This is a genomic window from Mesorhizobium sp. 131-2-1 (assembly GCF_016756535.1).
In the GTDB taxonomy this organism is placed as follows: Bacteria; Pseudomonadota; Alphaproteobacteria; order Rhizobiales; family Rhizobiaceae; genus Mesorhizobium.
Genome location: NZ_AP023247.1, coordinates 226,358 through 249,688, shown reverse-complemented (window position 1 = coordinate 249,688; position 23,331 = coordinate 226,358). Strand labels below are relative to the sequence as shown.

Below are 23,331 nucleotides of genomic sequence, written 5' to 3'. Positions count from 1 at the left end.
CAAAAAACGTGGATATTTGCTACGCTGCACCAAAAATGTTGCGATGCAGCAAGAGCTGTACTAACTTCGCCGTGGGTGGGCCAACAGCGGTCGAGTTTCATGCTGCATGTCTTGTACCTTGTGCATGACGTATCCGACCCGGCGGTTCGCCGGCGGATCACAATGCTCAGGGCAGGCGGGGCCAAGGTCACGCTGGCGGGTTTCCGCCGCGCCGCCAGCCCGGTTGCCGACATCGAAGGATTGCGCCCGATCGATCTCGGCGCGACGCGCGACGGCCGATTCGGCCAGCGCCTGGCGGCGATCGCCAGGGCTGCGTTCGGCATCGGTGCGAAGCTGGCGACGGTGCCGAGGCCCGACCTCATCATCGCGCGCAACCTCGAAATGCTGGCGCTTGCCCGCCGCGCCAAGTCGGCGCTCGGGGGCGCGGTCCCGATTGTCTACGAATGCCTCGACATCCACCGCCTGGTGCTGCGCAACGATCTGGTCGGCAAGGCGCTGCGTGGCGCGGAACGTTATCTTGCCCGCGACGTTAAGCTCCTCGTGACTTCGTCGCCCGCCTTCATCGCCAATTATTTCAAGCCGTTCGAGCAGGTCGCGGCACCCGTCGAACTGGTCGAGAACAAATATTTCGACGCCGCGGCGGTGACGGTGGACGAGCGATTGAAGGCGGAAATTCCCGCGGCTCCCCCCTGGCGGATCGGCTGGTTCGGCGCGCTGCGCTGCCGCCGCTCGCTGGAACTGCTGGCCGAATTCACCCGCCGTCTCGACGGGCGCTTCGAGGTCGTCCTGCGCGGCCGTCCGGCGCTCTCCGAATTTCCCGATTTCCACGCTTTCGTCGAGGCCGAGCCCTGGCTCTCCTTTCGCGGGCCCTATCGCAACCCTGAAGACATGGCGGCGATCTACGGCGACGTGCATTTTTCCTGGGCCATCGATTTCTTCGAGGCAGGGCAGAACTCCGAATGGCTGCTGCCCAACCGCCTCTATGAGGGCTGCCGCTTCGGCGCCGTGCCGATCTCGATGGGCAACACCGAAACCGGCCGCTTCCTCAATCAGCAGGACATCGGCGTCCTGCTGTCCGAGGCGACGCCCGAAACGCTCGAAACCGCGCTCGGGCGGATGGAGCAGGAGCGCTTCGGCAAGCTCAAGGCGCGCGTGCTGGCCCGCAACCCGAGGACCTGGAGCTACGACCGCAACGACTGCCGGGCTTTCGTCGACAAGCTGCGTGGGCTTGTGGCGGCGCCGGGGCCCTTCGTGGCCGAAGCGCTGGCATAGGATGGACAGAACCGGATGACGCCAACCGCAACGTCAGCATCGAGCCTGATCGTGATTCCGTGCCTGAACGAGGCCGCCCATATCGGCGCGCTGCTCGAACAGCTGCGGCCCGCAGCGCAAAGGCTCGGCGCCCGCATCATCGTCGCCGATGGCGGCAGCACCGACGGTACGCTTGGCATCGTCGGGGAGATCGCCGCGAGGGATGCGCAGGTCGTCCTGCTGCACAACCCGCAGCGCATCCAGAGTGCGGCGATCAATCTCGCAGTCGCCAGCCATGGCGATGGCGCGGAGTATCTCATCCGCATCGATGCGCATGGCGGCTACCCCGACGACTATTGCGACCGGCTGGTCGAGGAGGCGTTGGCCACTGGCGCCGATTCGGTCGTCGTCTCCATGCTGACTAGCGGCACCGGCGCGGTGCAGCAGGCGGTGGCGGCGGCGCAGAATTCCAAGCTCGGCACCGGCGGCTCCAAGCACCGGCACCTGTCGGCGGGCGAATGGGTCGACCATGGCCACCACGCGTTGATGCGCATTTCGGCCTTCAGGGCGGTGGGCGGCTATGACGAGACGTTCAGCCACAATGAGGATGCCGAGCTCGACTACCGGCTGCGCCAGGCCGGCTACCGCATCTGGATGAGCGGCAGGACGCAGATGGTCTATTATCCGCGCTCGTCGCTGAAGAGCCTCTATTTCCAGTATCTCGGCTATGGCCGCGGCCGCGCCAGGAACGTGCTCAAGCACCGCATGGTGCCCAAGGTCCGGCAGATGATCCCGTTGCTGGTCTTCCCGGTCGTCCTGCTTGCCGCCTTCTCCTTCGTCCACTGGCTGGCGGCGGTGCCGTTCCTGGTGTGGGCGGCGGTCTGCCTCGGCTACGGCATCGCCACCGCCATCCGTCAGCGTAATCCTGGCCTTACGCTTGTCGGCGTGTCGGCGATGGTCATGCATTTCGGCTGGTCCGTCGGTTTCTGGCTGCAGCTCCTCGGCGGCCGATCGCAGCGCGGGGTGGCGTGATGGCTGTCGCGCAAAGCCGCTCGATCGATATTTGCGTCTGCACGTTCCGGCGGGCCGAGCTCGCCGACACGCTGCGTTCCATCGCCGCCATGGACAGGCCCCCCGGCTTCGAGGTCGGCGTCGTCGTCGCCGACAATGACGATCAGCCAAGCGCCCAGCCGCTGGTCAAGGCGCTGGCGCAGGAGCTGAAGCTGCCGATCCGCTACCGCCACGCACCGGCGCGCAACATCTCGATCGCGCGCAATGCCTGCCTCGATGCCAGCGTTTCCGATCTTGTCGCCTTCATCGACGATGACGAGACCGCCTCGGTCCGTTGGCTGGCCGAACTTGTCGCCACGGCCGAGGCGAGCGGCGCCACCGCCGTGCTCGGGCCCGTGCGGGCGCATTACCGACAGGATGCACCGGCCTGGATGCGCAAGGGGGATTTTCATTCGACCTTACCGGTCTGGGTGCGTGGCGAGATCCGCACCGGCTACACCTGCAACGTCCTGCTCAGAACCGGCGAGGCGAGCCTGCGCGGCCGCCGCTTCAGCCTGGCGCGTGGCCAGACCGGCGGCGAGGACACCGAGTTCTTCGACGGCATGGTCAGGGACGGCGGCAGCATCGCGTTTTCACCGGATGCTCTGGTCGAGGAAGTGGTGCCGCATGCCAGGGCGGCGTTCGACTGGCTGCGCCGCCGCCGCTTCCGTTTCGGGCAGACGCACGGACACCTCATCGGAAATGGCGCGAGCGGCATCAGGCGCGTCGCCCAGGTCGGCCTCGCCTCGGCCAAAGCGGCCTACTGTTTCGGCATGGCGGCGCTGACCGCGATCAGCCCGGTGCGCAGGAACCGCAGCGTGCTGCGCGGCATCATGCATGTCGGCGTCATTAGCGGCCTCGTCGGCGTCCGCGAGATTCGCCAGTACGGCCTCACCTCCGCGCAGGAAGGAGGCAAGCATGCAACCTGACGTCAGCTTCGTCATCGCCGCCTACAATTCCGAGGCGACCCTCGACCGGGCGATCGCCAGCGCCATTGCCCAGCGCGACGTTTCCGTCGAGGTCATCGTCGTCGACGACTGTTCGCGTGACCGGACGCTCGACGTGGCGCGATCCTACCCCGAGGACATCGTGCGGGTCGTCGCGCTTGAGCACAATCGCGGCCCCGGCGGCGCCAGGAACGCAGGCCTCGAGGCCGCGCGGGGCAGATGGGTGGCGGTCCTCGATTCCGATGACGAGGTTCTCTCAGGGCGGCTTGGCGCCATGATCGCGCGGGCGGAAAAAGCGGGCGCGGTGATCGCGGTCGACAATCTCCAGGTCGTGCGCGAGGACGGCGTGCCCGAGGACACGATGTTTCCGGCCGACTATCTCGAGGGCCTGGGCGAGATTTCGCTCGCCGACTACATCGCCGGCAACATCGTCTTCGAGTCGCGCTTCAACCTCGGCTATCTCAAGCCGATCTTCCAGCGCGACTTCCTCAACGAAAACGGCCTTCGCTATGACGAGAAGCTGATCATCGGCGAGGATTACATCCTGCTCGCCAACGCGCTCGCCAAGGGCGGCAAATGCGTGGTCGAGCCGACGACCGGCTATGTCTACCACATCCGCACCGGCTCCATCTCGCGGGTGCTTGAATTGCATCATGTCGAGGCGATGCGCGCGGCCGACGCCAAATTCGCCGAGACGCATCTCATGGACGCGGCCGCCGCGGCTGCTTTTGCCAGGCGCGGCCGCAGCCTGCGCAAGGCGGCATCGTTCCTGTCGCTGGTCCAGCACATCAAGGCGCGCTCGCCGTTCAGGGCGATATGGACGGCGCTGAGTGATCCGGCGGCGGTCAGGCATATGAGCATGCCGATCGCCGTCCGGTTGCGAAGGGTGGCGGCACAGTTTGCCGTGGGGACGGGGAGGTGAGAGTGCGGGCTGATGAAACGAGGGTTCATGGCCTGCGGCATATTGAAATCGATCTTCTCAAAAGGACTATGCAATGAAGAAAGTCAGGAAGGCAGTCATACCGGTGGCGGGGCTTGGAACGCGGTTCCTGCCGGCGACCAAGTCGATGCCGAAGGAAATGCTTCCCGTGGTCGACAAGCCGGTCGTCCAATATGCGGTGGACGAAGCCTTCGAGGCGGGCATCGAGCACATCGTCTTCGTGACCGGCCGCAACAAGGCGGTCATCGAGGACTATTTCGACCTGCATCCTGAATTGATCGGGACCCTGGAGCAGACCGGCAAGAAGGCGCAGCTGCAGTCGCTGGAAAGCCTGCTGCCCGTCGCCGGCGCTACGTCCTTCATCCGCCAGCAATCGCCGCAGGGCCTCGGCCATGCCGTATGGTGCGCGCGCGAGGTGATCGGTGACGAGCCCTTCGCCCTGCTGCTGCCTGACATGGTGTCGTTCGGCGGGCGCGGCTGCCTTGCCGAGACCGTCGACCTCTATCAGCGCACCGGCGGCAACGTCATCGCCGTCGAGCGCTGCGAGCCGAGCGAGACCAGCAAATACGGCATCGTCGGCCGCGGCGCTGAGATCGGCACCGGCTTCGAGGTGACAGCCATGGTCGAGAAGCCGGCGCCGGCCAATGCGCCGTCGAACTTCTACATCAACGGCCGTTATGTCCTGCAGCCGGAGATCTTCGCGCTGCTCGGCAACCAGCAGCGCGGGGCCGGCAACGAGATCCAGCTCACCGACGCCATGGTCCGGCTGTCCGAAAAGCAGGCGTTCTTTGCCCAGCCTTTCAACGGCCGCATGTTCGACTGCGGCTCGAAGGAGGGCTTCATCCAGGCCAATGTCGCCTTCGCTCTGGCGCGCGACGACATGAAGGGACCGATCTTCGAGATGCTGCAGGAATTCGTCCGGACGCATGAACGCCGGGAAGAAGCCGCATAATGCCCATCTTTTGGGTGCATATGCGTATCGATGATGGCGCGACAAACGCCGCCGCGCTTGGCCGACCCGGCCAAGCGCTTTCTGGCATGAATGTTGCGTGGTCTTTTCTGGTGACGACGCCAATCTTCGAAGGCCGATAGCGCCTGCAACCTGGAATTGGACCGACGATGAACTATGCCAATTTTCCCCTCGACAAGAGGACGCCATTGCCTAGCGCGGACGCGGAAAAAGGTGAGGACTTCATCGACATCGAACGCCTGCTCGGCATGGCCGCGCGGCAGGTCAAGGTGGTGGCGGTGTGCGCGATCATCGGCCTGTTCCTGGGCGTGCTCTATCTGCAGACCACGCCCAAGCAGTATTTGTCGGTCGCCAGCGTTCTGATCGACGAGGGGCTGAACAAGGTTGTCGACGACATCTCGGCCGCGTCCGTCACCATGCAGACGGACGCCGCCCTGCTCAGCCAGATCGAGATCATCAACTCGGCCCGCCTGGCCTCGGTGGTCGTGGACAAGCTTAAGCTTGACCAGAACCAGGACTTCATGAACCCGCCGCAATCGGCTCTGGCCAAGGGCATCGGTTTCCTGCGCGGCGTGGTTGGTTATTTCCGCAGCAGCACGGCCGACGAGATTCCCGGCATGGAGAACGTCGACGCCGCGACGCGCGACGCCATGATCAAGGAAGCGAGCCACGACTATGCCGTGCTGAAGCTGCAGAGCGAGGTGCTGGCGCAGCGCAACGGCCGCAGCTATGTCATCGCCATCGGCTATCAGTCGCCGAACCCGGCGCTGGCGACGGCGATCACCAAGGCCTATTCCGAGGCCTATCTCGCTGACCAGCTCAACGCCAGCTTCGACGCCACCGAACGCGCGGCGGTCTGGCTGCAGGGCCGCTTGGCGGAGCTTCGCGAAAGCTCGCAGAAAGCGTCGATGGCGGTCGAGACGTTCCGGGCCGAGCACGGCCTGTCCGCCAACAGCGACGGACAGTTGATGAGCGACAAGCAGCTCGCCGACCTGAATGCCCAGCTCATCGTCGCGCAGGCCGATACGGCGCGCGCCAGCGCCCGCTATCAGCAATACAAGGCGATCGTCGACAGCGGCTCGGACAACGCCTTCAACGATTCGGCCATCGCGAGCGATCAGCCGAGCAGCTTGGTCATCACGACGCTCAAGACCCGCTATCTCACCATCGCCAAGCGGCTGCAGGATGTTTCGGCCAATTACGGTGCGGACCATCCCCAGGCGGTCGCGCTTGCCAAGGAGAAGGCCGACGTGTCGGCGCAGATTTTTGGCGAGCTGAAGCAGCTTACCGAAAACTACCGCAACGAGTATGAGGTGGCTCAGACACGTGAGACGGCGCTCAGGCAGAAGATCGCCGACGCGGCAGGCAAGAGCTCCATCGACAACCAGTCACAGGTCAAGCTGCGCGATCTGAACCAGCAGGCGACTGCGCTCACCACGCTCTACCAGACCTTCCTGGGCCGCTATGAGGAGGCCTCGCAGCAGCAGTCCTTCCCGGTCGGCAAGGTGCGCATCATTTCCGATGCGACGATGCCGCTTTCCGCGGCAAGCCCGCGCACGTCCAAGGTGCTGGCGCTCTTTCTCGTGCTTGGCGTGTTGCTCGGCGCCGGATTTGGCGGTCTGAACGAGTTCAACGAGCGCTTCTTCCGGACCGGTGACGACGTCCGCGACCGCGTCGGCCTCAAATTCCTCGGCTACCTGCCGACGATCGGCGGCGGCAAGGCCGGCAAGGACAGCAAGCCCGACGACGCCGAAGCCGATCCCAAGGTCGCCAGCCTGTCGGCGGCGGAAAAGCGGGCGCGAATGCGGGTCAGCATCGACGCGCCGGCATCGATGTTCGCCGAAACGCTGCGCAATGCCAAGATCGCCTTCGACGTGGTGATGGAAGGCCAGGGCAGCCGCGTCATCGGCGTGATCTCGCTTCTGCCCGGCGAGGGCAAGTCGACGGTGGCGGCGAACCTCGCGGGGCTGCTGGCCGCCAACGGTGCCAGGACGCTGCTGATCGATGGCGATCTGCGCAATCCCGGGCTCAGCCGCAGCCTTGGCATGGAAACCGAGCAGGGGCTGATGGAAGCGGTGGTCAGCGGCCAGACCTGGCAGTCGGTCGGCAAGGTCGACCGGCAGACGAAGCTCGCGATCATCCCGGCCGTGCTGCGCGGCCAGTTCTCGCACACCAGCGAGCTGCTCTCCTCGGCCGGCATGCGCCGCTTCATCGACAACGCCAAGGAGACGTTCGAATACATCGTCGTCGACCTGCCGCCGCTGGGTCCAGTGGTCGACGCCAAGGCCTTCGCGCCGCTCGTCGACGGTTTCGTGCTGGTCACCGAATGGGGCCGCACGCCGCGCGCCATGGTGCGCTCGATGCTGGAATCGGAACCCTACGTCGCCAACAAGATCATCGGCGCCGTGCTCAACAAGGTCGATCTGAAGCGGCTGGCGAAATACGGATCGCTCGGCGGCTCCGAGAAATTCTTCGACCGCTATTCGAGCTACTATCTGGAGAAGTCGGAGGCACGAACCAAGGCCGCGGCCTGATACCCTCGGGCGGTCCGGCAGGTCAGGACGTGATCAGCTTGCCGTGCTTGCCGATGATCCTGACGGCGGTCAGCCGCCCGCTCTGGAAGGCGCCGGTATCGATTCCAAGCCGGCGCCCTTCGAACTTCGGCACATCCACGATCGTGTGTCCATGCACGACCCAGCGGTCGAGGAGATGGGCCTTCTCGAAGAATTCCGAGCGGATGTTGAGCAGGTCGTCTTCGTCCTGCTCGATAAGGTCGATGCCCGGCCGGATGCCCGCGTGGACGAAGACGAATTTCCGCGAGCAGACCAATACCGGCAGCGAGCGCATGAAGCTGACATGGCTGGCGGGAATGGCCTCGCGGATGCGCCGGTCGACCTCCTCGCTTGAACCATAAAGGTCACTAAGGCGTGCCGGGTCGACGCCGTAGGAATAGAGCGTCTCGAGTCCGCCGATCGCCAGCCAGAGTTCCCGCGACAGATGGCCGTCGAGATAGCCGAGCATCGCAATCTCGTGGTTTCCCGCGAGGCAGACGCGCAGGAAGCCCTTCGGCGCCGGCGCGATGAGATGATCGAGGACGCGTTTCGAGTTCGGGCCGCGGTCGACATAGTCGCCAAGCATGATGATGATCTTGCGCCCGCGAAAGGGCAGCGCGTCGAGCAGGATCTTCTGCTCCAGCGCCCGCAACTCCTTGTAGCAGCCGTGCACGTCGCCGATCGCATAGACGACCGTGTCCTGCATATCCAATTCCAGGCGATCGCGCGGCGCGGTCCGGGGTCGTCTCGATCGCTGGAACAGGCTCACGGAATGAGGCTCGATGCTCGCTGGGGGAGGTCCGTTTCTGAGGAGCATGTCACACGGCATGCATGAATCTTCGATTATCATGCTTGGCCGGAATTTCCATACCAGTGACCCGCCGTTGCGGCCCAGGCAGATTACGGCAAGGTTCCTACGGACGAGGATCTGCGGCGATTACGCCGCCTTGAGCCGGTAGCGGAACACCGTGTGGTCGAGCAGCAGCCGGATGCGCGGCTCGGCCTCGATCGCTACCAGCCAGCTTGCCGCGATCATCGTTGCGCCGACGGCGGCGATCGACAAAAGGTAGGGCACGCCGGCGCGGACCAGGGCGCCGAGCATGGCAGCGCCGACGACGTCGTGGAGCAGATAGAGCGGATAGGTCATCAGTCCGATCCGGCGCCAGCCGCGCCAGGACAGATTGAGCCGCAGCGACCATGCCATCAGCCCGACCGCGGCGAGAAAGATGAGGATTGGCGGCGTGTACGGCATCGCCGCCTCGATCTTGAGGCTGTGCACGTCGACCGAACTGATGATCTGCAGCACGCCGCCGGCCAGGAACAGCGCCGAGAAGCCAAGCCGCGCCGGCGTCACCGCCTTGAACCGCATCAGCCATAGCATCACGCCGAGCGCGAAGAAGCAGCCATGATGCACGAGCGTCAGCTGCAGCCAGCGCGTCTCAGCCAGATCGGACATGTCCAGCGGATAATAGAGGCACCAGAAGAACGTGCTGATCAGGCCGATGACGATGGCGACGGCCTCCATCCGGTCGAAGCGGCCAAGCCGCAGCAGGATCCAGACGATGGCGTAGAAGGCGATCTCGATGCCGAGCGTCCAGTAGACGCTGTCGACCCACGGGTCGACGGGAACGAACAGCGCCGTGCGGACCACCCGGATCACCGCATCCGTCGGCCAGCTGAGGTCGGTGAGAAGCAAGACCGCTGCAGTGATCGGCGCGCAGACCCACACCGCCGGCGCCAGCCGCTTCACCCTGGCCTCGAAGAAGCGCAGCGGCGTCGATTTCTCGGCGCTGAAGGCGATGACGAAGCCGCTGATGACGAAGAACACCTGCACGCCGACCCAGCCGGAGCCGAGCAGGGCCATCTCCGGATGCGGCGGGATGCCGCCGGTGGCGCGCGCCGAGATGCCGCCGGGAAAGGCCCACACCCAGAAACCATAGTGATAGAACATCACCAGCACTGCGGCCAGGAACCGCAGGATATCGACGCCGCCAAAGGTGGTTTTCTGCTGAGCCATGCCGTGCCGCGGGAATGGCCCCCCACGGCAACTGTAGGGTGATTTGCTGCATTGCACAACAAAAGATCGGGCGCCGCGGCAATCACAAATGTCGCGCCGCTGTCATCGGCTGGCAATCGCACTTTTTTCCGTGCCGGTCCCGTTATCGCGAGCGACCATGCATGCCCGGCTACACCCCGATGCCGCGTCCCTTGAGCGCCGCGGTGATCTCGTCGAGGATGACCGGATCGTCGATCGTCGCCGGCATCGTCCATGCCTCCTTGTCGGCGATCTTCTGCATGGTGCCGCGCAGGATCTTGCCGGAGCGCGTCTTCGGCAGGCGCTTGATCGTCACCACCGTCTTGAAGGCGGCGACCGGGCCGATGCGCTCGCGCACCAGCCCCACCACCTCGCTTTCGATGAGCGCGGTGTCGCGCGCGACGCCGGCGTTGAGCACGACGAAGCCGAGCGGCACCTGGCCTTTCATCTGATCGGCGATGCCGATGACGGCGCATTCGGCGACGTCCGGATGGGCGGCCAGCACCTCTTCCATCGCCCCCGTCGACAGCCGGTGCCCGGCGACATTGATGATGTCGTCGGTGCGGGCCATCACATAGAGATAGCCGTCCTCGTCGATCATGCCGGCGTCGGCCGTCTTGTAGAAGCCGGGGAACTCCTCGAGATAGGCCTGGCGGAAGCGGGCGTCGGCGTTCCACAGTGTCGGCAGGCAGCCGGCCGGCAAGGGCAGCTTGACCACCACATTGCCGAGCGTGCCGCGCGGCACCTCATGGCCGGCATCGTCGAGCACGCGGATGTCGTAGCCCGGCATCGGCACGCCGGGTGATCCGTATTTCACCGGTAAGAGCCCAAGGCCGGCCGGGTTGATGGTCATCGGCGAGCCCGTCTCGGTCTGCCACCAGTGGTCGATCACCGGCACGGCGAGCTTCTGCTCGGCCCATTTGATGGTTTCCGGGTCGGCGCGCTCGCCGGCGAGGAACAGCGTGCGGAATTTCGACAGATCGTATTTCGGCACGAACTCGCCGCGCGGGTCCTGCCCCTTGATAGCGCGGAAGGCGGTCGGCGCGGTGAACAGCGCCACCACGCCATGCTGCGATATCACCCGCCAGTAGGTGCCGGCATCCGGCGTGCCGACCGGCTTGCCCTCGAACAGCACGCTGGTCGCGCCATGCAGCAGCGGGCCGTAGACGATGTAGGAGTGGCCGACCACCCAGCCGACATCGGAAGCCGCCCAGAACACCTCGCCCGGCTTGACGCCGAACTCGTTTTCCATCGTCCATTTCAAGGCGACCATGTGGCCGCCATTGTCGCGCACGATGCCCTTCGGCTGACCGGTCGTGCCCGACGTATAGATGATGTAGAGCGGGTCGGTGGCCAGCACCGGAACGCAGTCGACATTGGCGCCGGCGGCGCGCTCGCGGGCAACCGCGTCGGCATAGTCGATGTCGTAATGGTCCTTCAGGTCGCAGCGCGACTGGTCACGCTGCAGGATCAGGCAGGCGTCAGGCTTGTGCCTGGAGAGCTCGATCGCGGTGTCGAGCAGTGGCTTGTAGGCGACGGTGCGTCCGGGCTCGAGCCCACAGGATGCCGAGATGATCAGCTTCGGCTTAGCGTCGTCGATGCGGGTGGCGAGCTCATGCGAGGCGAAGCCGCCGAACACCACAGAATGCACGGCGCCGATGCGCGAGCAGGCGAGCATGGCGAAGGCCGCTTCCGCTACCATCGGCATGTAGATGATGACGCGGTCACCCTTGCCGATGCCGCGGTTCTTCAGCACCGAGGCGAGCGCGATCACTTCGCGCTTCAGCTCGGCATAGGTGAATTTCCTGATCGTGCCGGTGATCGCGCTGTCATGGATCAGCGCCACCTGGTCGGCACGGCCGCCGGCGACATGGCGGTCGATGGCGTTGAAGCAGGTGTTGCAGGAGGCGCCGGGGAACCAGCGGCCATAGACGCCGGCCTCGGCATCGAAGACGCGCTCGTAGGGCGAATACCAGTCGATGGCTTTCGCAGCGTCCGCCCAGAATTGCTCCGGATCGCGTTTCCAACCCTCATAGACCTCGTGGTAGCGTGACGCCATCCAGCTTCCTCCCCGGAAATTTGCCGCCCTCGAATAGCCTATGCCGTTCCGGCCGGCCATGTCTTCCCCGAATTTCGTCGATGGCCGATCTCGCCTTGGCCGCAAATATCCGGCACCATCGCCGCCGGGTCGAGTTTGCGATGGAGGGGACAATGCAGATCCCGATCATTCGTGCAGCGCTGCTTGGGGCGGCGCTGGCGACGTCAGCCGGGCCAGCCCAGGCCGGCGATGCCGCGGCACGGCGCATCATCGGCTTTTCGCCTGACGGCGCCTACTTCGCCTTCGAGCAGTACGGCCAGCTCGACGCCGGCGCTTCGGCCTCCGGTTATTCGGAGATCGACATCATCGACACCCGCACCGATGAATTCGTCGGCGGCAAGCCGATCCGCATCGTTGACGAATCGGAGGAGGCGACGATGACCGTCGATCAGGCGCGGAAGCAGGCCGCGGCCGAAGCGGCTCCCATTCTCGCTAGATATGCCATTGCGCCGCGCGGCGACCGGACCGCCTTCGACAAGTTCACCTTCCCGGACGAGACCGTCGCCTACAACGACATCGCAAGGCTCGAGCAGGTTTCGCAGAAATGGCTGTCGCCGACCTATGACCAGCTCGGCATCTCGACCATCCAGCTCGACCAGATCCTGGCGGAGAGCAAGACCGATTGCTCGGCAAGCTTCGATGAGGCGCAGCAGGCTGCCGATGCGTCGGGCAAGGCGCTCGGTTTCCGCCTGACGCTGCAGGGCCAGGATGGCAAGCCGATCAAGGTGCTGCATGAGGACAAGGCCGTGCCCGGCTCGCGGAACTGCCCGACGTCCTACTCCCTGTCGGAAACCTACGAATTCGCGCCCGAAGGCAAGCCTGCGGTGATCGCCGTGCTCGTGCAGCGCTTCAGCCAGGGCTTCGAAGGACGCGACCGCCGCTTCATCGCCGTCACCGGCCAGGCGCGCTGAGCAGCGCCGGCCCGGCCGGGGCATGCAAACCCTGGCGACGATGCCAGGCACCGTTCCTGCCTGTCCGCACTGTCTACCGGCTTAAAGCGGCAACGCCGCGAGCATCAACCCGACGCCGCCGGCGATCAGTATCGCAGCAGCAAATGCCTTCCGATGGCGTTCGAACGCCGTCGGAGCCCGGTCCCAATTGTAACGCATACTCGTCACCCTCTCCCCAACCCCGGCGATTCCATAGCTTACTTAAGGGAAGGAAGGCAACACCCCCCGTTTTCGCCAGCTTGCCGGACAATGGCGTTCACTGTCACCTGCGGTTGTCGATCGTCTCGGGAGATTGCCGCGAAGAAGGCCTACGAAAAGCCAGTGTTGAGCAAGCGCGAAAAACTGTCCGCCGTGACCGCCGCGCCGCAACCCTCATGCGTGTGATTTCCGCTCCAGCCGGGCCCGGGGGTTCGTTGCGGACAAGCCGTCAGGGCGATGGACAGCATCGCCTCGCCGCGCTAATGGCTCTCCAGCATTCTTGCATGATCTGGAGCAGGCCCATGGCTGAAATCGCATCAGGAATGGTTCTGCGCCTGGCGGACGACGCCTCGGTGCAGCATGTCGGCGACGGCGCCGTCGTGCTTCTGGCGCGCAGCGGCCAGCTCTATACTTGCAACGGCACCACTGAAGCCTTTCTCGACAAGGTCGACGGCGCGCGCAGCCTCGACCAGATCGTCGATCTGCTTTCCGACGAGTTCGAGGTCGACAAGAATATGCTCGACCAGGACATGGCGGCGCTTGCCGCGGAGCTGGTGGCGGAAGGCATCCTCGCCGACCCGGGTGCATGATGGCTGACGGGCCGCTGATGCGGGTGTTGTTTCGCGCCCATCTGTGGATCAGCGCGCGGCTGATGCCGGCCCTCGTCGGCAAGCGCGATTTCGAAACGGTGCTGAAATGGGCGCCGCTGACATCGCCGACGCCCTATCGCGGCCTGCCGTCCTCCTACATCGTCGCCAGCGTCAACCACGCGGTCAGGCATCCCTGGCTGATGCGCGACCGCAGATGCCTGAGGGAAGGCCTGCTTGCCCATCGTTTCCTGCGCCTCGCCGGCTTCGATCCGGACCTGCGCTTTGGCGTCGATCCGCAGTCGATGCACGCGCCCCGCCTGTCGGCGCATTGCTGGGTCTGCCTCGATGGCCGGCCGGTGGTCAGCGACAGCCTTCCCGGCATGGTCGAGATCTATCGCCATCATGCCGAGCCCGGAAAGGCGCGTGCCGCTTGACCGCGTCCATAAGCTACGCCCTCAACGGCCAGGTCGTCGCCATTTCGGCCGAACGCGCCGAGCTCTGGCGCGATCTCGACAGGATGCTCTCGGGCCTGAGCGCCGCCGAACCCCTCGATGCCGGCTTTCGCATCGACATCGTCGAGACACAGTCCCTGTCCGAGACGCCCGATGGGACGCTCGCCTTCGACGGCGAGGTGCCCGAGGACGGCCATTGCCGCATGATCGATGGCGGCGACGTCCTTCACCTGGTGTTTCCCGGTCGCCAGACGGTCTCCATCCGTGCCGGCGAGCGCCGGGCGGAAATCCGCACGCGCCCCGGCGTCAGGGTCACCTGGACGGCGTGGATGCTGGCGCTGGATGCCGCGCTCGACGCCGGCGGGCAGTATATGCTGCACACCGCCGGCCTGACGTTGCCAGGCAGTGATGCAATGGTCCTCATCCACGCGCCGAGCGGCACCGGCAAGACCACGACCTCGCTGGCGCTGGCCTCGCAAGGCTTCGGCCTCTGCGCGGATGATTCCATGATCCTCGACGTGGCGCCGGACAAGGCGGCAGCCTGGGGCCTGCCTCGCCATGTGAAGATCCACCGCAAGACCGCCGAGCTTGTCCCGCTCGTCTCGCCCTGCCTCGGCCCGTCCTGGGACCGCAATGGCGAGCAGGCCGTGTCGCTCGAGCGCCTCGCCGAGATCCTGCGCGTCGAAAGCATAGTCGCCAGGCCGGTCGCGGCGCTGCTTCATCTTGCCCGCTCGTCCGACGGCGAGAGCAGGCTTCATCCCATGGCTAGGACCGACGCCATGGTCGCGCTGGCCGCCGACAATGTCAGGACCGGCATGACCGGCCTGCTGCCGCTGCAAAAACACCGGCTGGCGACTATCGCCAGGCTGGTCACGGCGGTGCCGACCTTTACCCTGGAGGTCGGTGCGCGGCCTGCCGATGCCGCACGGTTGATCCGGTCCACGCTGGCGGTCGCCTGACTCACCGCGGGCCTTCGGCGCGCTCGCCAAAGCGGCGCACTTCGAAGGATTTCTGCCGAAGCCGCAGCCGGCCGAACGCGCGCTGCCAGCGCGTCAGCTGCCGCGCGAAGCCGTTATAGGCAAGGTGCGCGATGCGGCCGTCGGCGCAATCGAATTCGATCGTTCCCCAGCGTCTCGCCGGCGGTTCGCCCGTTGCCGGGCCGAGCCTGCGGATGGGATGCGCCAGCCGGGCCAGCTTCCCGTCGATCGGCACATGGAGCGCGACGGCGCGCCCGACCACGCGCCATATTCTTGCGACATGAGCGCTCGACCATTGACTGCCGACCACCACCGGCGCGCGACCGAGCTTCGCCCAGGTGAAGTTCCCTTCCGGCTGCCGCATGCCTTCGAGCACGCCGACGCAGTGATCGGGCGCGGCCTCCGCCACCAGCAATTTCATCCCGCTGGCCAGCGCCCGCGACAGCGTCGCTGTCGACTGCCAATCGCCAGGTGAAAACGCGACCTGCGCCAGGATGTCGCCCTCGTCGAAGCCCGACGTCATCTTGTGCAGGCTGACCCCGCCATGCGCCTCGTATTGCTGGTCGACGACGAGCCGCGCGATCGGGTGAGGGCCCTTGTAGTTGGGCAGCAGCGCCGGATGCAGGTTCAGTCCGCCCTTCGCGAACAGTTTCAGCAAGGTCTCGGGAATAAGGGTGAGAAACCCGAACGTGATGAGGACTTCCGCGTGGACGCCGGCAAGGCGCTCGCAAAGCGCGGCCCAGTCATAGGGGCGGCCGAATTCGATCAGCGGCACCTCGGCGGGGACCAGATGCCGCTTCAGCACGAGCTTGCGTTTGCGCCGCCGCCGCCAGGTGCCGAAGCTCGCCTGTTTGCCGGGCCGCGGACCAGGCACGACGACCGCGGCGATGTGGTGGCCCTTCTCCAGCCAGCCGGCGAGCATCGGGGCCGTGATCGGCGTGATTTCGATGATGAAGACGGCCGAGATCGGCCTGTCCGAGGCTGCTGCGTGATCAGGCACGATACGGCCTCGGCCTGGCCAGCCTCTGGATCCAGCGGAACGCGTCGCGGCGAAGCCGCGAGCGCATTTTGTCCCTGGAATTGACGCCGAGCAGCGTCTCACGGGTGATCAGCCGCCTGGCGAGCCGGATGCCGAGATCAGGCTTGATCCGGTCGGCGAGGTCGAGCGCCTGTGCCTCGTCGAAAAGCCGGCCGGTCACGTCGAGCACGGTCGCCAGTTCGAGCTCGATGCCGGTCATGCGCGCGGCCTCCAGCAGCCGCGCTTCGGCCGCCGGCGAACGCAAGGCCCGCACGCCTTGCAGCACGTCGACGCAGAGCTGCAGGCGGTGGAATTTGTGTCCGCCGGACGCATGCACGATGGCGATGGTCAGCAGTGCCGCCGGCGTGTCCGTTCCGTTGCCGTCGATGGCCTGCAAGTCGCGAAAGCCCAGCGACAGCCGCCGCCGCATGCCGGAATCATGCACCAGATTGCCGTGCAGCTCGATCAGCAGGCTCGAATTCTCCTTCTCCAGCCATTTGAACTCCTGCAGGTCGTGCGACTGGGCTTCGCCGCTGCAGAGCTCGAAGCCGGATGCCGCGATCACCCGGTTGGCATCGTTGATGCTGGCCGGCTCGACCAGGATGTCGATGTCGGTGAAGGGTCTGTCGGAGACGTGTTTGTAAAGCTTGCGCGCGAACACCGGTCCCTTGACGATCCGCGCCGGAATGGCCTTCGCCGCAAGCGCCTTCATGATGCGCTCGCCATGGTATTGCAGCAGCATGGACTGGCCGGTGACCAGCGTCGATGCCTCGCGCAGTTCGGCCAATCTCGCTTGCAGGTCAGCATCCTGCGGCAGATGCGCATCGCCTGCCTCCCGCAACTTGCGCAGCATGATCGGCAGCACACCGTGGAACTCGGCATTGTCGAGCAGCGCCAACAGGCTTCCTGCCCTGGGAACCACGGCCAGCTCTGCCTCGGGGTCCGCATAGTTCAGCAGCAGTTTCTCGTCGGCAGGCGTCAGTGGTGGCAGCATCAACCCGGTCGGTGTTTGCGAACTGGAGGACAATGTTTCGAATATGGTTGCAGAAAAGCACCATTGAGACCAGTGCGGCGGCGACAAACCTCAGGGTTGATTTGACTTGGCAACGGATGTTCCTCCATCCTGCGCGTTGAAGCGGAGGCTGTCTGCAATGACCAGGAAGACGTATGAGGCGCCGGTGCTGCGCAAGGCGGGCAGATTGTCCGGCATCACCGCCGCCAACGGCAATTCGCTCGTGACGATCTGACCTTCTTGGAACTCGGCGGGGCTACAATCCCCAGCGCAACGCGGCCGTGTGCACCGGCGCGTCCCACAAAGCCGTCATCTCGTCGTCGAGCATGGTCAGCGTGATCGAGCAGCCGGCCATGTCGAGCGACGTGACATAGGAGCCGACCAGCGAGCGGATCACGCTCACGCCGTTCTTCTCGAAGATGTTGCGGGCGCTGTTGTACATCAGATAGAGCTCCATCGACGGCGTGCCGCCGAAGCCGTTGACGAAGAGCAGCGCCGGCCCTTTTGCCCGCTCGCCGAGGTCGCCGGCGATGGCCGTGCAGATTTCCTCGGCGATGGCATCGGCGCTCCTCAGCGCGTCGCGCCGCCTGCCGGGCTCGCCATGGATGCCGACACCGAACTCCATCTCGCCGTCGCTGATTTCGAAGGTGGGCCTGCCCGCAGCCGGCACCGTGCAACTGGTGAGCGCCACCCCCATCGAGCGCGTCGCGCCGTTGACGCGGTCGCCGAGCGCCTTGAGCTGCTTCAGCGCCATGCCTTGCTCGGCCGCCGCGCCAACCATCTTTTCCACCACCAGCGTGCCGGCGACGCCGCGCCGGCCGGTGGTGTAGGACGAATTCTCGACCGCGACGTCGTCATTGGTCACCACCTGCATGACGCCTTCCGACATTTCCGCCGCCATATCGAAATTCATCACGTCGCCTTCGTAGTTCTTGACGATGAACAGGCAGCCGGCGCCGGTATCGACGGCCTGCACGGCAGCAATCATCTGGTCGGGTGTCGGCGAGGTGAACACCTGGCCGGGGCAGGCGGCATCGAGCATGCCGTGCCCGACCAACCCGCCATGCAGCGGCTCGTGGCCCGAGCCGCCGCCGGAGATCAGCGCCACCTTGCCGGGCTTCAGGGCCTTGCGGCGGATGAATTTGTGGTCATCGCCCAGCACAAGGATATCCGAATGGGCGGCGACGAAGCCGTCAAGGCTCTCGGTCAGCACCGTGTCCACTGCGTTGATGAATTTCTTCATGGCTGTCCTCCCGGAACAGTCTTGATCAGCCGCTGCCCTTGCCGGCGATGCTGGTGATCTTCTGGATGAATTCGTTGATCGCCCGATCGAGCGCCGCATTCTGCTTGTCGTCGCCGAAATCCGGCACGATGAGCGAGACATGGCGTGTCTTGCGCAGCCCGGAAGCCGCCGACATCTTGCCGGGATGCGCCTGATGGTAGGCGGCGAGGAACTGATCGCGCTCTGCCGGGCTGAAATGGCAGACGGAAAAGATAGCCGGCAAATGTTTTGACGGGATTGGGATCGAATAGGCCGGGCTGGAGATCTGGGTGACGAAGCTGCGATGCTTGCCGAGCGCATCGGCGAGCCGCTGTCGCATGCCGGACGGCCGCTGGTCGATAACCAGCGACAGGATCGTCTTGTAGGCGCGGATCGCCTCTTCCGAGTTCGCTTCGGGTACCTTCTCCATCTCCGCCACGCCGCCTAGACCGGGACTTCAGCGATGGCCGCCTTGGCCATGGCGAGTTGTGCGGGGGCGACCGACAGGTCGCGGAGGCCTGCCTCGATCAGTGCCGGAATGGTGGCCGGATCGCCGCCCGCATCGCCGCACAGGCTCACCGGGATGCCCTTCTCCCGTCCAAAGGCAGCGACGGAAGCGATCAGCCGCAGCACGGCCGGATGGCGGACCAAATTGAGGTTCGCAACGGCGGCATTGTCGCGCGCCGCCGCCATGACATATTGCGTCAGATCGTTGGAGCCGATCGAGAAGAAGGCGACATTGGCGAACGCCTCCGGTGCGATGGCCACAGACGGCACCTCGACCATGATGCCGAGCGGCGGCATCTTGTGTGCTATCCCGCGCGCGGCAAGTCCTGACTGCTCCTCCGCGAACAGCGCGGCAGTCCTCGCATACTCATCGGCCGTGGCGATCATCGGAAACATGACCTTCAGATTGCCGTGTATGGCGGCGCGCAGCAATGCCCGGATTTGCGCGCGGAAGACGTCGAGCCGCGCCAGCGACAGCCTGATGCCGCGCAAGCCGAGGAAGGGATTGGTCTCCTCGACGGTGAAACCGGGGACCGGCTTGTCGCCGCCTGCATCGACGGTGCGGATGGTCACCGGCTTGCCGCCGGCCCATTCCAGCACCTTGCGGTATGCGTGATATTGCGTCTCCTCGTCCGGCAGCGTCCTGCCGAACAGGAACTCCGTCCGCATCAGCCCGACACCATCGCAGGTCTCGATATCGAGGCCGTCGACATCGGAAGGGTAGGCGATGTTGACCTGGACCCGCACGGCGGTGCCCGCCTTGGTCACCGCCGGCCGCGCCAGGAAGGTCCGCGCCTTGCCCTGGCGTGCCGCGAAGGAGGAAGATGACTGCCGGAAGGCTTCGATCTCCGCCGGCGAGGGCGAAAGCACGATGCCGCCATGCTCGGCGTCGAGCAGCGCGACCCCGGCAGGTTTCTCCGCCGAAGCGCCGAGCCCCACCACCATAGGCACGCCGCGCGAGCGCGCCAGCATGGCGACATGGCTGGCGGTGCTGCCGGCCCTGAGCGCGATGCCGCCGCCGGCGCTCCAGTCGGTTTCGAGGAAGCGCGTCGGCGCGATGTCCTCGCCATAGAGGATGGCGCCGGCGGGTGCCGAAGCCTCGCTGTCCTCGCTCAGCGCCCGCAGCACCTGGTCGCGAATGTCGCGCAGGTCGGCGGCCCGCGCGCGGAAATAGTCCTGGTCGGATGCCTCGTAGCCGGCGATCTCGGCGTCGAGCGCCCACCGCCACGCCAGGTCGGCCGCCGTGCCCTCGTCTATGTGTGAAAGGGCCGGTCCGCTCAGCGCGTCGTCCTCCAGCATGGCGACATGGAATTCGAGGATGTCGGCGGCATCGCCATCGGCGGTTTCGATCATGGTCGAAAGCCGGCTCACCGCCTTGCCGATCGCGCTCTCCAGGGCTGCCTTTTCCTCCGCCGCGCTCGCCTTGCCCATGTAGGCGGCAGGCGGCCGATCGAGATCGAACAGCGGCCCCTCGGCATAGCCCGTGGAGGCAGGAACACCCTCAATCCGCATGGCCCGCATTCCTTGCGGTTCCGGGCACTTGCGAGTCCGTCTCAAGCGGACCGGGCATGGTCCGCATCCTCGTCGAAATCACGCTGCACGAGATCGACCAGCGCTTCGACCGCTTCGCCTGCGCCGTCGCCCCTGGCGCGGATGTACAGCAGCGTTCCCTTGGGCGCCTTGGCCGCCATGACCTTGACGATGCTCTTGGCGTCGAACCATGGGCCGTTGGCGGCCAAAGCCACTTGCACCTCGGCCGCGAACGACTTGGCGAGCTTGGTAAACTTCACCGAAGGGCGCGCGTGCAGACCCACATCGTGGGTGATCAGGACGTTGGCTTCGGCGGATGCGGACATGCGGTCGGGTTCCCGTTCATTCACGACGGCGAGAGTTCATGCGCCGTCGCCACCACTTCCTTGAGCGAGGCGCCGCCGGAGGCTTCCGTCGCCGCCATGACCGCGCCCTCGACGATCGGCGCGTTGCAGACGACAATTCTGTGCGAGCGCGGCTCGCCGATCATCTCGACCGCCATCTCCGAGTTGGTCTCGGCGCCGCCGAGATCGACGAGGATGGCGACGCCCGCTTCCGACCAGGCCCTGTCGATGGCGCCCATGATCGCCTCGACACTGGTGCCCAGCCCGCCATGGCCGTTTCCGCCGCACCATGCAAGCGGCACTTCGTCGCCCACCATCTGGCGCACCATGTCGGCCGTGCCTTCGGCGACCAGCGGCGAATGCGAGACGATGACGATACCAACATTGCTCATCAGCGGTCCTCGACGGTTTCAGCGACTGCGCGCACCAGAAGCGCGGTCGAGCGCGCCCCGGCGTCCATATGCCCGATCGAGCGATCTCCCAGGAAGGAGGCGCGCCCGCGCAGGGCCTTCATCGGCACGGTGGCGTCAGCCGCCTTGTCGGCGGCATCGGCGATTTCCGTGCCTGTCTTGCCTTGCGCCAGCGCCTCATACACCGGCTGCAGCACGTCCAGCATGGTTTTTTGTCCCGGTTGAGATTTACCTCGCGCCGCGACCGCCTCGATCGCCCTGCCAAGCGCCGCCGTCAGCGCGGCGCGGTCAGGCGTGCCCGGCAGTTCCTTGCCGAGCGCCAAGAACAGCGTGCCGAACAACGGGCCGGAGGCCCCGCCCACGGTCATCACCAGCTTGGTGCCGATCGCCTTCAGCGCGTCCGGCAAGGGCTTCGCCGCGATTGCCTCCGCGTCGGCCCGCACCGCCTCGAAGCCGCGTCTCATGTTCAACCCATGGTCGCCGTCACCGATCGCCTGGTCGAGCCCGGTCAGTTCCTCGGCATGCGCCGCGATCGTATCGGCCGCCGCCTCGATCAAGCTGGAGAAATCGGATGCGGCCATTCTCTGTCCTTCATGCCGGGGCGAACATGGCCGCCACGGCCACAAACACTTCCGCCACCGCGAATGCGCCCGGGTCGGCGACGCCGTCAAGCTGCCGGCCGATATAGGCCGAACGCCCGGCCTTCGCCTTCTGCATCGCGGCGGTGGCCTCCGCCCCATGTCGCGCGGCCGCCGCGGCTGCTTCCACCCCGCCCGAATCGAGCGCCTTCAGCGCCGGCTCCAGCGCGTCGACCATGGTACGGTCGCCGATCTTCGCGCCGCCATAGAAGCTCATCCGGTCCAAGCCGGCGAGCAACGCTTTGCCAAGCGTCGCGCCGCCGCCGAGTGACTGCGCCGCCGCGGTGAAGAAGATCGACAAAAGCACGCCGCTGGAACCGCCCATCGACGTGCCCAGTGTATCGCCGATCGTGGCCAGCGTCGCGGCCTTGTCGGCGAGCGGAAGGGTGCCGATGCGCTCAAGGACGCTACGCGCGCCCGTTGCCACGGTCGACCCGGTGTCGCCGTCGCCGGCCTTGGCGTCGAGATTGTTGAGGGGTTCTTCCAGCGAGATCAGCTTTTCGCAGACGACTGTGATCAGACGCTCCACGGCGGCATCGCTGCTTGCGCTGGAAGCATCGCGAACGGCCGGTTTGGCGACCGCTACAACGACCGGCGTGCGCACCGGCCTTGCCGGCAGCCAGGCATGCGGGCCGACCGGCGCGAGCAGCGCTGCCTCGCGCGCCGCGTCCAGCCTGATCAGCGAGAGCGAAAAGCCGTTCATGTTGAGCGCCGTCATCAGGTGCCCGGGGCCGACCGTCAGCGTCACCGCCCTCGCCAGCGGTGAGGCCAGCACCGCGTTGGCGATCAGCGACATTTCGAGCGGCGGCACCGATCCGAGATTGTTGATCAGCAGGGCGTAGCGGCTGCCGGGATCGAGCCGCGCGGCAAGACGCTCCGCCATGATAGCGACGAGTGTGCCGGCGCTCTGCAGCGCGATGCGCTCGACGCCAGGCTCGCCATGGATGCCGAGCCCGAGCTCGCCATCGTCGGCGCCGAAGCGATCCTCATGCGCCTGACCGGGGATCGAGCAGGAGGAGAGCGAGATGCCGAGCGAAATGATGTCCTTCGCCGCGGCGCGTGCCGCCGCGGCGACCGAGGACAGGTCATGGCCGGTTTCGGCAAGATGCCCCGCGATCTTGTGCACGAACAGCGTGCCAGCGACGCCGCGCGGCTGCGCGATATCGGGAAGCGCGATGTCGTCGCCGACGATCACCATGTCGACTGAGAACCCCTCGGCGCGCGCCTTCTCGGCGGCCAGCCCGAAATTGAGGCGGTCGCCGGTATAGTTCTTGACGATCAGCAGGCAGCCGGCCGGGCCGGTCGTCGCGCGGATCGCCGCCAGCACCGCCTCGACGCTGGGCGAAGCGAAGATCTCGCCGGAGACAGCCGCCGTCAGCATGCCGGCGCCGACGAAGCCGGCGTGCGAGGGCTCATGCCCGGCGCCGCCGCCGGAAACGATCGCCACCTTCGTCTTGTCCCAGTCGGCGCGCAGCACGACCTTGATCTCGGGATAGCCGTCGAGCCGCGCCAGCGTGCCCGAGCCGGCGGTCGCGAGAAAGCCGTCTAGCGCTTCGGTGACGATCGAGTCCTTGCGGTTGAAAAAGTGCTTCATGGATTTC

Annotated in this window: 23 protein-coding genes; 11 read left to right on the top strand and 12 right to left on the bottom strand. The window is 65.9% G+C overall.

What is annotated here, in order from left to right; all coding sequences use genetic code 11:
• The first annotated feature begins 99 nt into the window (after positions 1–99).
• The 6 genes from JG743_RS01140 (at position 100) to JG743_RS01115 (ending at position 7,692) form a co-directional block, all read left to right on the top strand.
• On the top strand, positions 100–1,272 hold the full coding sequence (locus tag JG743_RS01140; protein ID WP_202297297.1) for a glycosyl transferase family 1: 1,173 nt from the start codon (positions 100–102) through the stop codon (positions 1,270–1,272).
• Positions 1,273–1,287: 15 nt separating this feature from the next.
• The gene (locus JG743_RS01135; RefSeq protein WP_202297295.1) at positions 1,288–2,283 is read left to right on the top strand and encodes a glycosyltransferase family 2 protein; all 996 of its coding nucleotides are present in this window, start codon (positions 1,288–1,290) and stop codon (positions 2,281–2,283) included.
• A complete protein-coding gene (locus JG743_RS01130; RefSeq protein ID WP_202297286.1) occupies positions 2,283–3,230 on the top strand; it encodes a glycosyltransferase in 948 nt (315 codons plus the stop codon). Before JG743_RS01135 ends, JG743_RS01130 begins: the two co-directional genes overlap by 1 nt.
• A complete protein-coding gene (locus tag JG743_RS01125) occupies positions 3,220–4,170 on the top strand; it encodes a glycosyltransferase family 2 protein (RefSeq protein ID WP_202297284.1) in 951 nt (316 codons plus the stop codon). The genes JG743_RS01130 and JG743_RS01125 overlap by 11 nt, the downstream gene beginning before the upstream one ends.
• A gap of 73 nt (positions 4,171–4,243) precedes the next feature.
• On the top strand, positions 4,244–5,140 hold the full coding sequence (gene galU / locus JG743_RS01120; RefSeq protein WP_202297282.1) for a UTP--glucose-1-phosphate uridylyltransferase GalU: 897 nt from the start codon (positions 4,244–4,246) through the stop codon (positions 5,138–5,140).
• A gap of 167 nt (positions 5,141–5,307) precedes the next feature.
• Positions 5,308–7,692 carry a polysaccharide biosynthesis tyrosine autokinase gene (locus tag JG743_RS01115; protein WP_202297280.1) on the top strand — a complete coding sequence of 795 codons (2,385 nt, stop codon included), beginning with the start codon at positions 5,308–5,310 and terminating at the stop codon, positions 7,690–7,692.
• A gap of 22 nt (positions 7,693–7,714) precedes the next feature.
• Here the strand turns inward: JG743_RS01115 and JG743_RS01110 are convergent, their stop codons facing one another.
• The 3 genes from JG743_RS01110 to JG743_RS01100 form a co-directional block, all read right to left on the bottom strand.
• Complete coding sequence (locus tag JG743_RS01110; RefSeq protein ID WP_244673033.1) at positions 7,715–8,416, bottom strand: metallophosphoesterase family protein; 702 nt, start codon at positions 8,414–8,416, stop codon at positions 7,715–7,717.
• 231 nt (positions 8,417–8,647) lie between these two features.
• Positions 8,648–9,727 carry an acyltransferase family protein gene (locus JG743_RS01105; RefSeq protein ID WP_202297268.1) on the bottom strand — a complete coding sequence of 360 codons (1,080 nt, stop codon included), beginning with the start codon at positions 9,725–9,727 and terminating at the stop codon, positions 8,648–8,650.
• A gap of 169 nt (positions 9,728–9,896) precedes the next feature.
• Positions 9,897–11,804, bottom strand: a complete 1,908-nt coding sequence (locus JG743_RS01100) for a propionyl-CoA synthetase (protein ID WP_202297266.1) — start codon at positions 11,802–11,804, stop codon at positions 9,897–9,899.
• A 152-nt stretch (positions 11,805–11,956) separates the two neighbouring features.
• Between JG743_RS01100 and JG743_RS01095 the strand changes: the two genes are divergently transcribed.
• The 4 genes from JG743_RS01095 (at position 11,957) to JG743_RS01080 (ending at position 14,992) form a co-directional block, all read left to right on the top strand.
• The gene (locus JG743_RS01095) at positions 11,957–12,754 is read left to right on the top strand and encodes a DUF2259 domain-containing protein (protein ID WP_202297264.1); all 798 of its coding nucleotides are present in this window, start codon (positions 11,957–11,959) and stop codon (positions 12,752–12,754) included.
• A 539-nt stretch (positions 12,755–13,293) separates the two neighbouring features.
• Positions 13,294–13,581 (top strand): PqqD family protein, encoded by a 288-nt coding sequence (locus JG743_RS01090; RefSeq protein ID WP_202297262.1) that lies wholly within the window; start codon positions 13,294–13,296, stop codon positions 13,579–13,581.
• Entirely contained in the window at positions 13,581–14,015 is a 435-nt protein-coding gene (locus JG743_RS01085) for a lasso peptide biosynthesis B2 protein (RefSeq protein ID WP_202297260.1), read from the top strand. The genes JG743_RS01090 and JG743_RS01085 overlap by 1 nt, the downstream gene beginning before the upstream one ends.
• Positions 14,012–14,992: a serine kinase gene (locus JG743_RS01080; RefSeq protein ID WP_202297249.1), complete on the top strand. Its 981-nt coding sequence runs from the start codon at positions 14,012–14,014 to the stop codon at positions 14,990–14,992. The genes JG743_RS01085 and JG743_RS01080 overlap by 4 nt, the downstream gene beginning before the upstream one ends.
• A gap of 1 nt (position 14,993) precedes the next feature.
• On the opposite strand, the gene JG743_RS01075 is transcribed toward JG743_RS01080, so the two are convergent.
• Both JG743_RS01075 and JG743_RS01070 read right to left on the bottom strand, forming a co-directional pair.
• The gene (locus JG743_RS01075) at positions 14,994–16,010 is read right to left on the bottom strand and encodes a formyltransferase family protein (RefSeq protein WP_202297247.1); all 1,017 of its coding nucleotides are present in this window, start codon (positions 16,008–16,010) and stop codon (positions 14,994–14,996) included.
• Complete coding sequence (locus JG743_RS01070) at positions 16,003–17,022, bottom strand: nucleotidyltransferase family protein (RefSeq protein WP_202297245.1); 1,020 nt, start codon at positions 17,020–17,022, stop codon at positions 16,003–16,005. The genes JG743_RS01075 and JG743_RS01070 overlap by 8 nt, the downstream gene beginning before the upstream one ends.
• A gap of 157 nt (positions 17,023–17,179) precedes the next feature.
• Between JG743_RS01070 and JG743_RS01065 the strand changes: the two genes are divergently transcribed.
• The gene (locus tag JG743_RS01065; protein WP_202297244.1) at positions 17,180–17,275 is read left to right on the top strand and encodes a putative RiPP precursor; all 96 of its coding nucleotides are present in this window, start codon (positions 17,180–17,182) and stop codon (positions 17,273–17,275) included.
• A gap of 21 nt (positions 17,276–17,296) precedes the next feature.
• On the opposite strand, the gene dhaK is transcribed toward JG743_RS01065, so the two are convergent.
• The 7 genes from dhaK to JG743_RS01030 are packed head-to-tail and all read right to left on the bottom strand — an operon-like array spanning position 17,297 to position 23,324.
• Positions 17,297–18,283 carry a dihydroxyacetone kinase subunit DhaK gene (gene dhaK / locus JG743_RS01060; RefSeq protein WP_202297243.1) on the bottom strand — a complete coding sequence of 329 codons (987 nt, stop codon included), beginning with the start codon at positions 18,281–18,283 and terminating at the stop codon, positions 17,297–17,299.
• Between the two features lie 25 nt (positions 18,284–18,308).
• Positions 18,309–18,731, bottom strand: a complete 423-nt coding sequence (locus JG743_RS01055; protein WP_202297239.1) for a hypothetical protein — start codon at positions 18,729–18,731, stop codon at positions 18,309–18,311.
• A 14-nt stretch (positions 18,732–18,745) separates the two neighbouring features.
• Positions 18,746–20,320, bottom strand: coding sequence for a phosphoenolpyruvate--protein phosphotransferase (gene ptsP / locus JG743_RS01050; RefSeq protein ID WP_202297237.1), 1,575 nt, complete (start codon positions 20,318–20,320; stop codon positions 18,746–18,748).
• Positions 20,321–20,361: 41 nt separating this feature from the next.
• A complete protein-coding gene (locus JG743_RS01045) occupies positions 20,362–20,664 on the bottom strand; it encodes an HPr family phosphocarrier protein (RefSeq protein WP_202297235.1) in 303 nt (100 codons plus the stop codon).
• 20 nt (positions 20,665–20,684) lie between these two features.
• Positions 20,685–21,074 (bottom strand): dihydroxyacetone kinase phosphoryl donor subunit DhaM, encoded by a 390-nt coding sequence (gene dhaM / locus JG743_RS01040; RefSeq protein ID WP_202297233.1) that lies wholly within the window; start codon positions 21,072–21,074, stop codon positions 20,685–20,687.
• Positions 21,074–21,673 (bottom strand): dihydroxyacetone kinase subunit DhaL, encoded by a 600-nt coding sequence (gene dhaL / locus JG743_RS01035; protein ID WP_202297224.1) that lies wholly within the window; start codon positions 21,671–21,673, stop codon positions 21,074–21,076. The genes dhaM and dhaL overlap by 1 nt, the downstream gene beginning before the upstream one ends.
• Before the next feature lie 10 nt (positions 21,674–21,683).
• Positions 21,684–23,324 carry a dihydroxyacetone kinase subunit DhaK gene (locus tag JG743_RS01030; protein WP_202297222.1) on the bottom strand — a complete coding sequence of 547 codons (1,641 nt, stop codon included), beginning with the start codon at positions 23,322–23,324 and terminating at the stop codon, positions 21,684–21,686.
• Positions 23,325–23,331 lie beyond the last annotated feature (7 nt).

What these genes read in the sequence shown, in the direction of transcription:
- JG743_RS01140 (WP_202297297.1), top strand. Translation starts at nt 100, where the DNA reads ATGCTGCATGTCTTGTACCTTGTGCATGACGTATCCGACCCGGCGGTT.
- JG743_RS01135 (WP_202297295.1), top strand. Translation starts at nt 1,288, where the DNA reads ATGACGCCAACCGCAACGTCAGCATCGAGCCTGATCGTGATTCCGTGC.
- JG743_RS01130 (WP_202297286.1), top strand. Translation starts at nt 2,283, where the DNA reads ATGGCTGTCGCGCAAAGCCGCTCGATCGATATTTGCGTCTGCACGTTC.
- JG743_RS01125 (WP_202297284.1), top strand. Translation starts at nt 3,220, where the DNA reads ATGCAACCTGACGTCAGCTTCGTCATCGCCGCCTACAATTCCGAGGCG.
- galU (WP_202297282.1), top strand. Translation starts at nt 4,244, where the DNA reads ATGAAGAAAGTCAGGAAGGCAGTCATACCGGTGGCGGGGCTTGGAACG.
- JG743_RS01115 (WP_202297280.1), top strand. Translation starts at nt 5,308, where the DNA reads ATGAACTATGCCAATTTTCCCCTCGACAAGAGGACGCCATTGCCTAGC.
- JG743_RS01110 (WP_244673033.1), bottom strand. Translation starts at nt 8,416, where the DNA reads ATGCAGGACACGGTCGTCTATGCGATCGGCGACGTGCACGGCTGCTAC.
- JG743_RS01105 (WP_202297268.1), bottom strand. Translation starts at nt 9,727, where the DNA reads ATGGCTCAGCAGAAAACCACCTTTGGCGGCGTCGATATCCTGCGGTTC.
- JG743_RS01100 (WP_202297266.1), bottom strand. Translation starts at nt 11,804, where the DNA reads ATGGCGTCACGCTACCACGAGGTCTATGAGGGTTGGAAACGCGATCCG.
- JG743_RS01095 (WP_202297264.1), top strand. Translation starts at nt 11,957, where the DNA reads ATGCAGATCCCGATCATTCGTGCAGCGCTGCTTGGGGCGGCGCTGGCG.
- JG743_RS01090 (WP_202297262.1), top strand. Translation starts at nt 13,294, where the DNA reads ATGGCTGAAATCGCATCAGGAATGGTTCTGCGCCTGGCGGACGACGCC.
- JG743_RS01085 (WP_202297260.1), top strand. Translation starts at nt 13,581, where the DNA reads ATGGCTGACGGGCCGCTGATGCGGGTGTTGTTTCGCGCCCATCTGTGG.
- JG743_RS01070 (WP_202297245.1), bottom strand. Translation starts at nt 17,022, where the DNA reads ATGCTGCCACCACTGACGCCTGCCGACGAGAAACTGCTGCTGAACTAT.
- JG743_RS01065 (WP_202297244.1), top strand. Translation starts at nt 17,180, where the DNA reads ATGACCAGGAAGACGTATGAGGCGCCGGTGCTGCGCAAGGCGGGCAGA.
- dhaK (WP_202297243.1), bottom strand. Translation starts at nt 18,283, where the DNA reads ATGAAGAAATTCATCAACGCAGTGGACACGGTGCTGACCGAGAGCCTT.
- JG743_RS01055 (WP_202297239.1), bottom strand. Translation starts at nt 18,731, where the DNA reads ATGGAGAAGGTACCCGAAGCGAACTCGGAAGAGGCGATCCGCGCCTAC.
- ptsP (WP_202297237.1), bottom strand. Translation starts at nt 20,320, where the DNA reads ATGCGGATTGAGGGTGTTCCTGCCTCCACGGGCTATGCCGAGGGGCCG.
- JG743_RS01045 (WP_202297235.1), bottom strand. Translation starts at nt 20,664, where the DNA reads ATGTCCGCATCCGCCGAAGCCAACGTCCTGATCACCCACGATGTGGGT.
- dhaM (WP_202297233.1), bottom strand. Translation starts at nt 21,074, where the DNA reads ATGAGCAATGTTGGTATCGTCATCGTCTCGCATTCGCCGCTGGTCGCC.
- dhaL (WP_202297224.1), bottom strand. Translation starts at nt 21,673, where the DNA reads ATGGCCGCATCCGATTTCTCCAGCTTGATCGAGGCGGCGGCCGATACG.
- JG743_RS01030 (WP_202297222.1), bottom strand. Translation starts at nt 23,324, where the DNA reads ATGAAGCACTTTTTCAACCGCAAGGACTCGATCGTCACCGAAGCGCTA.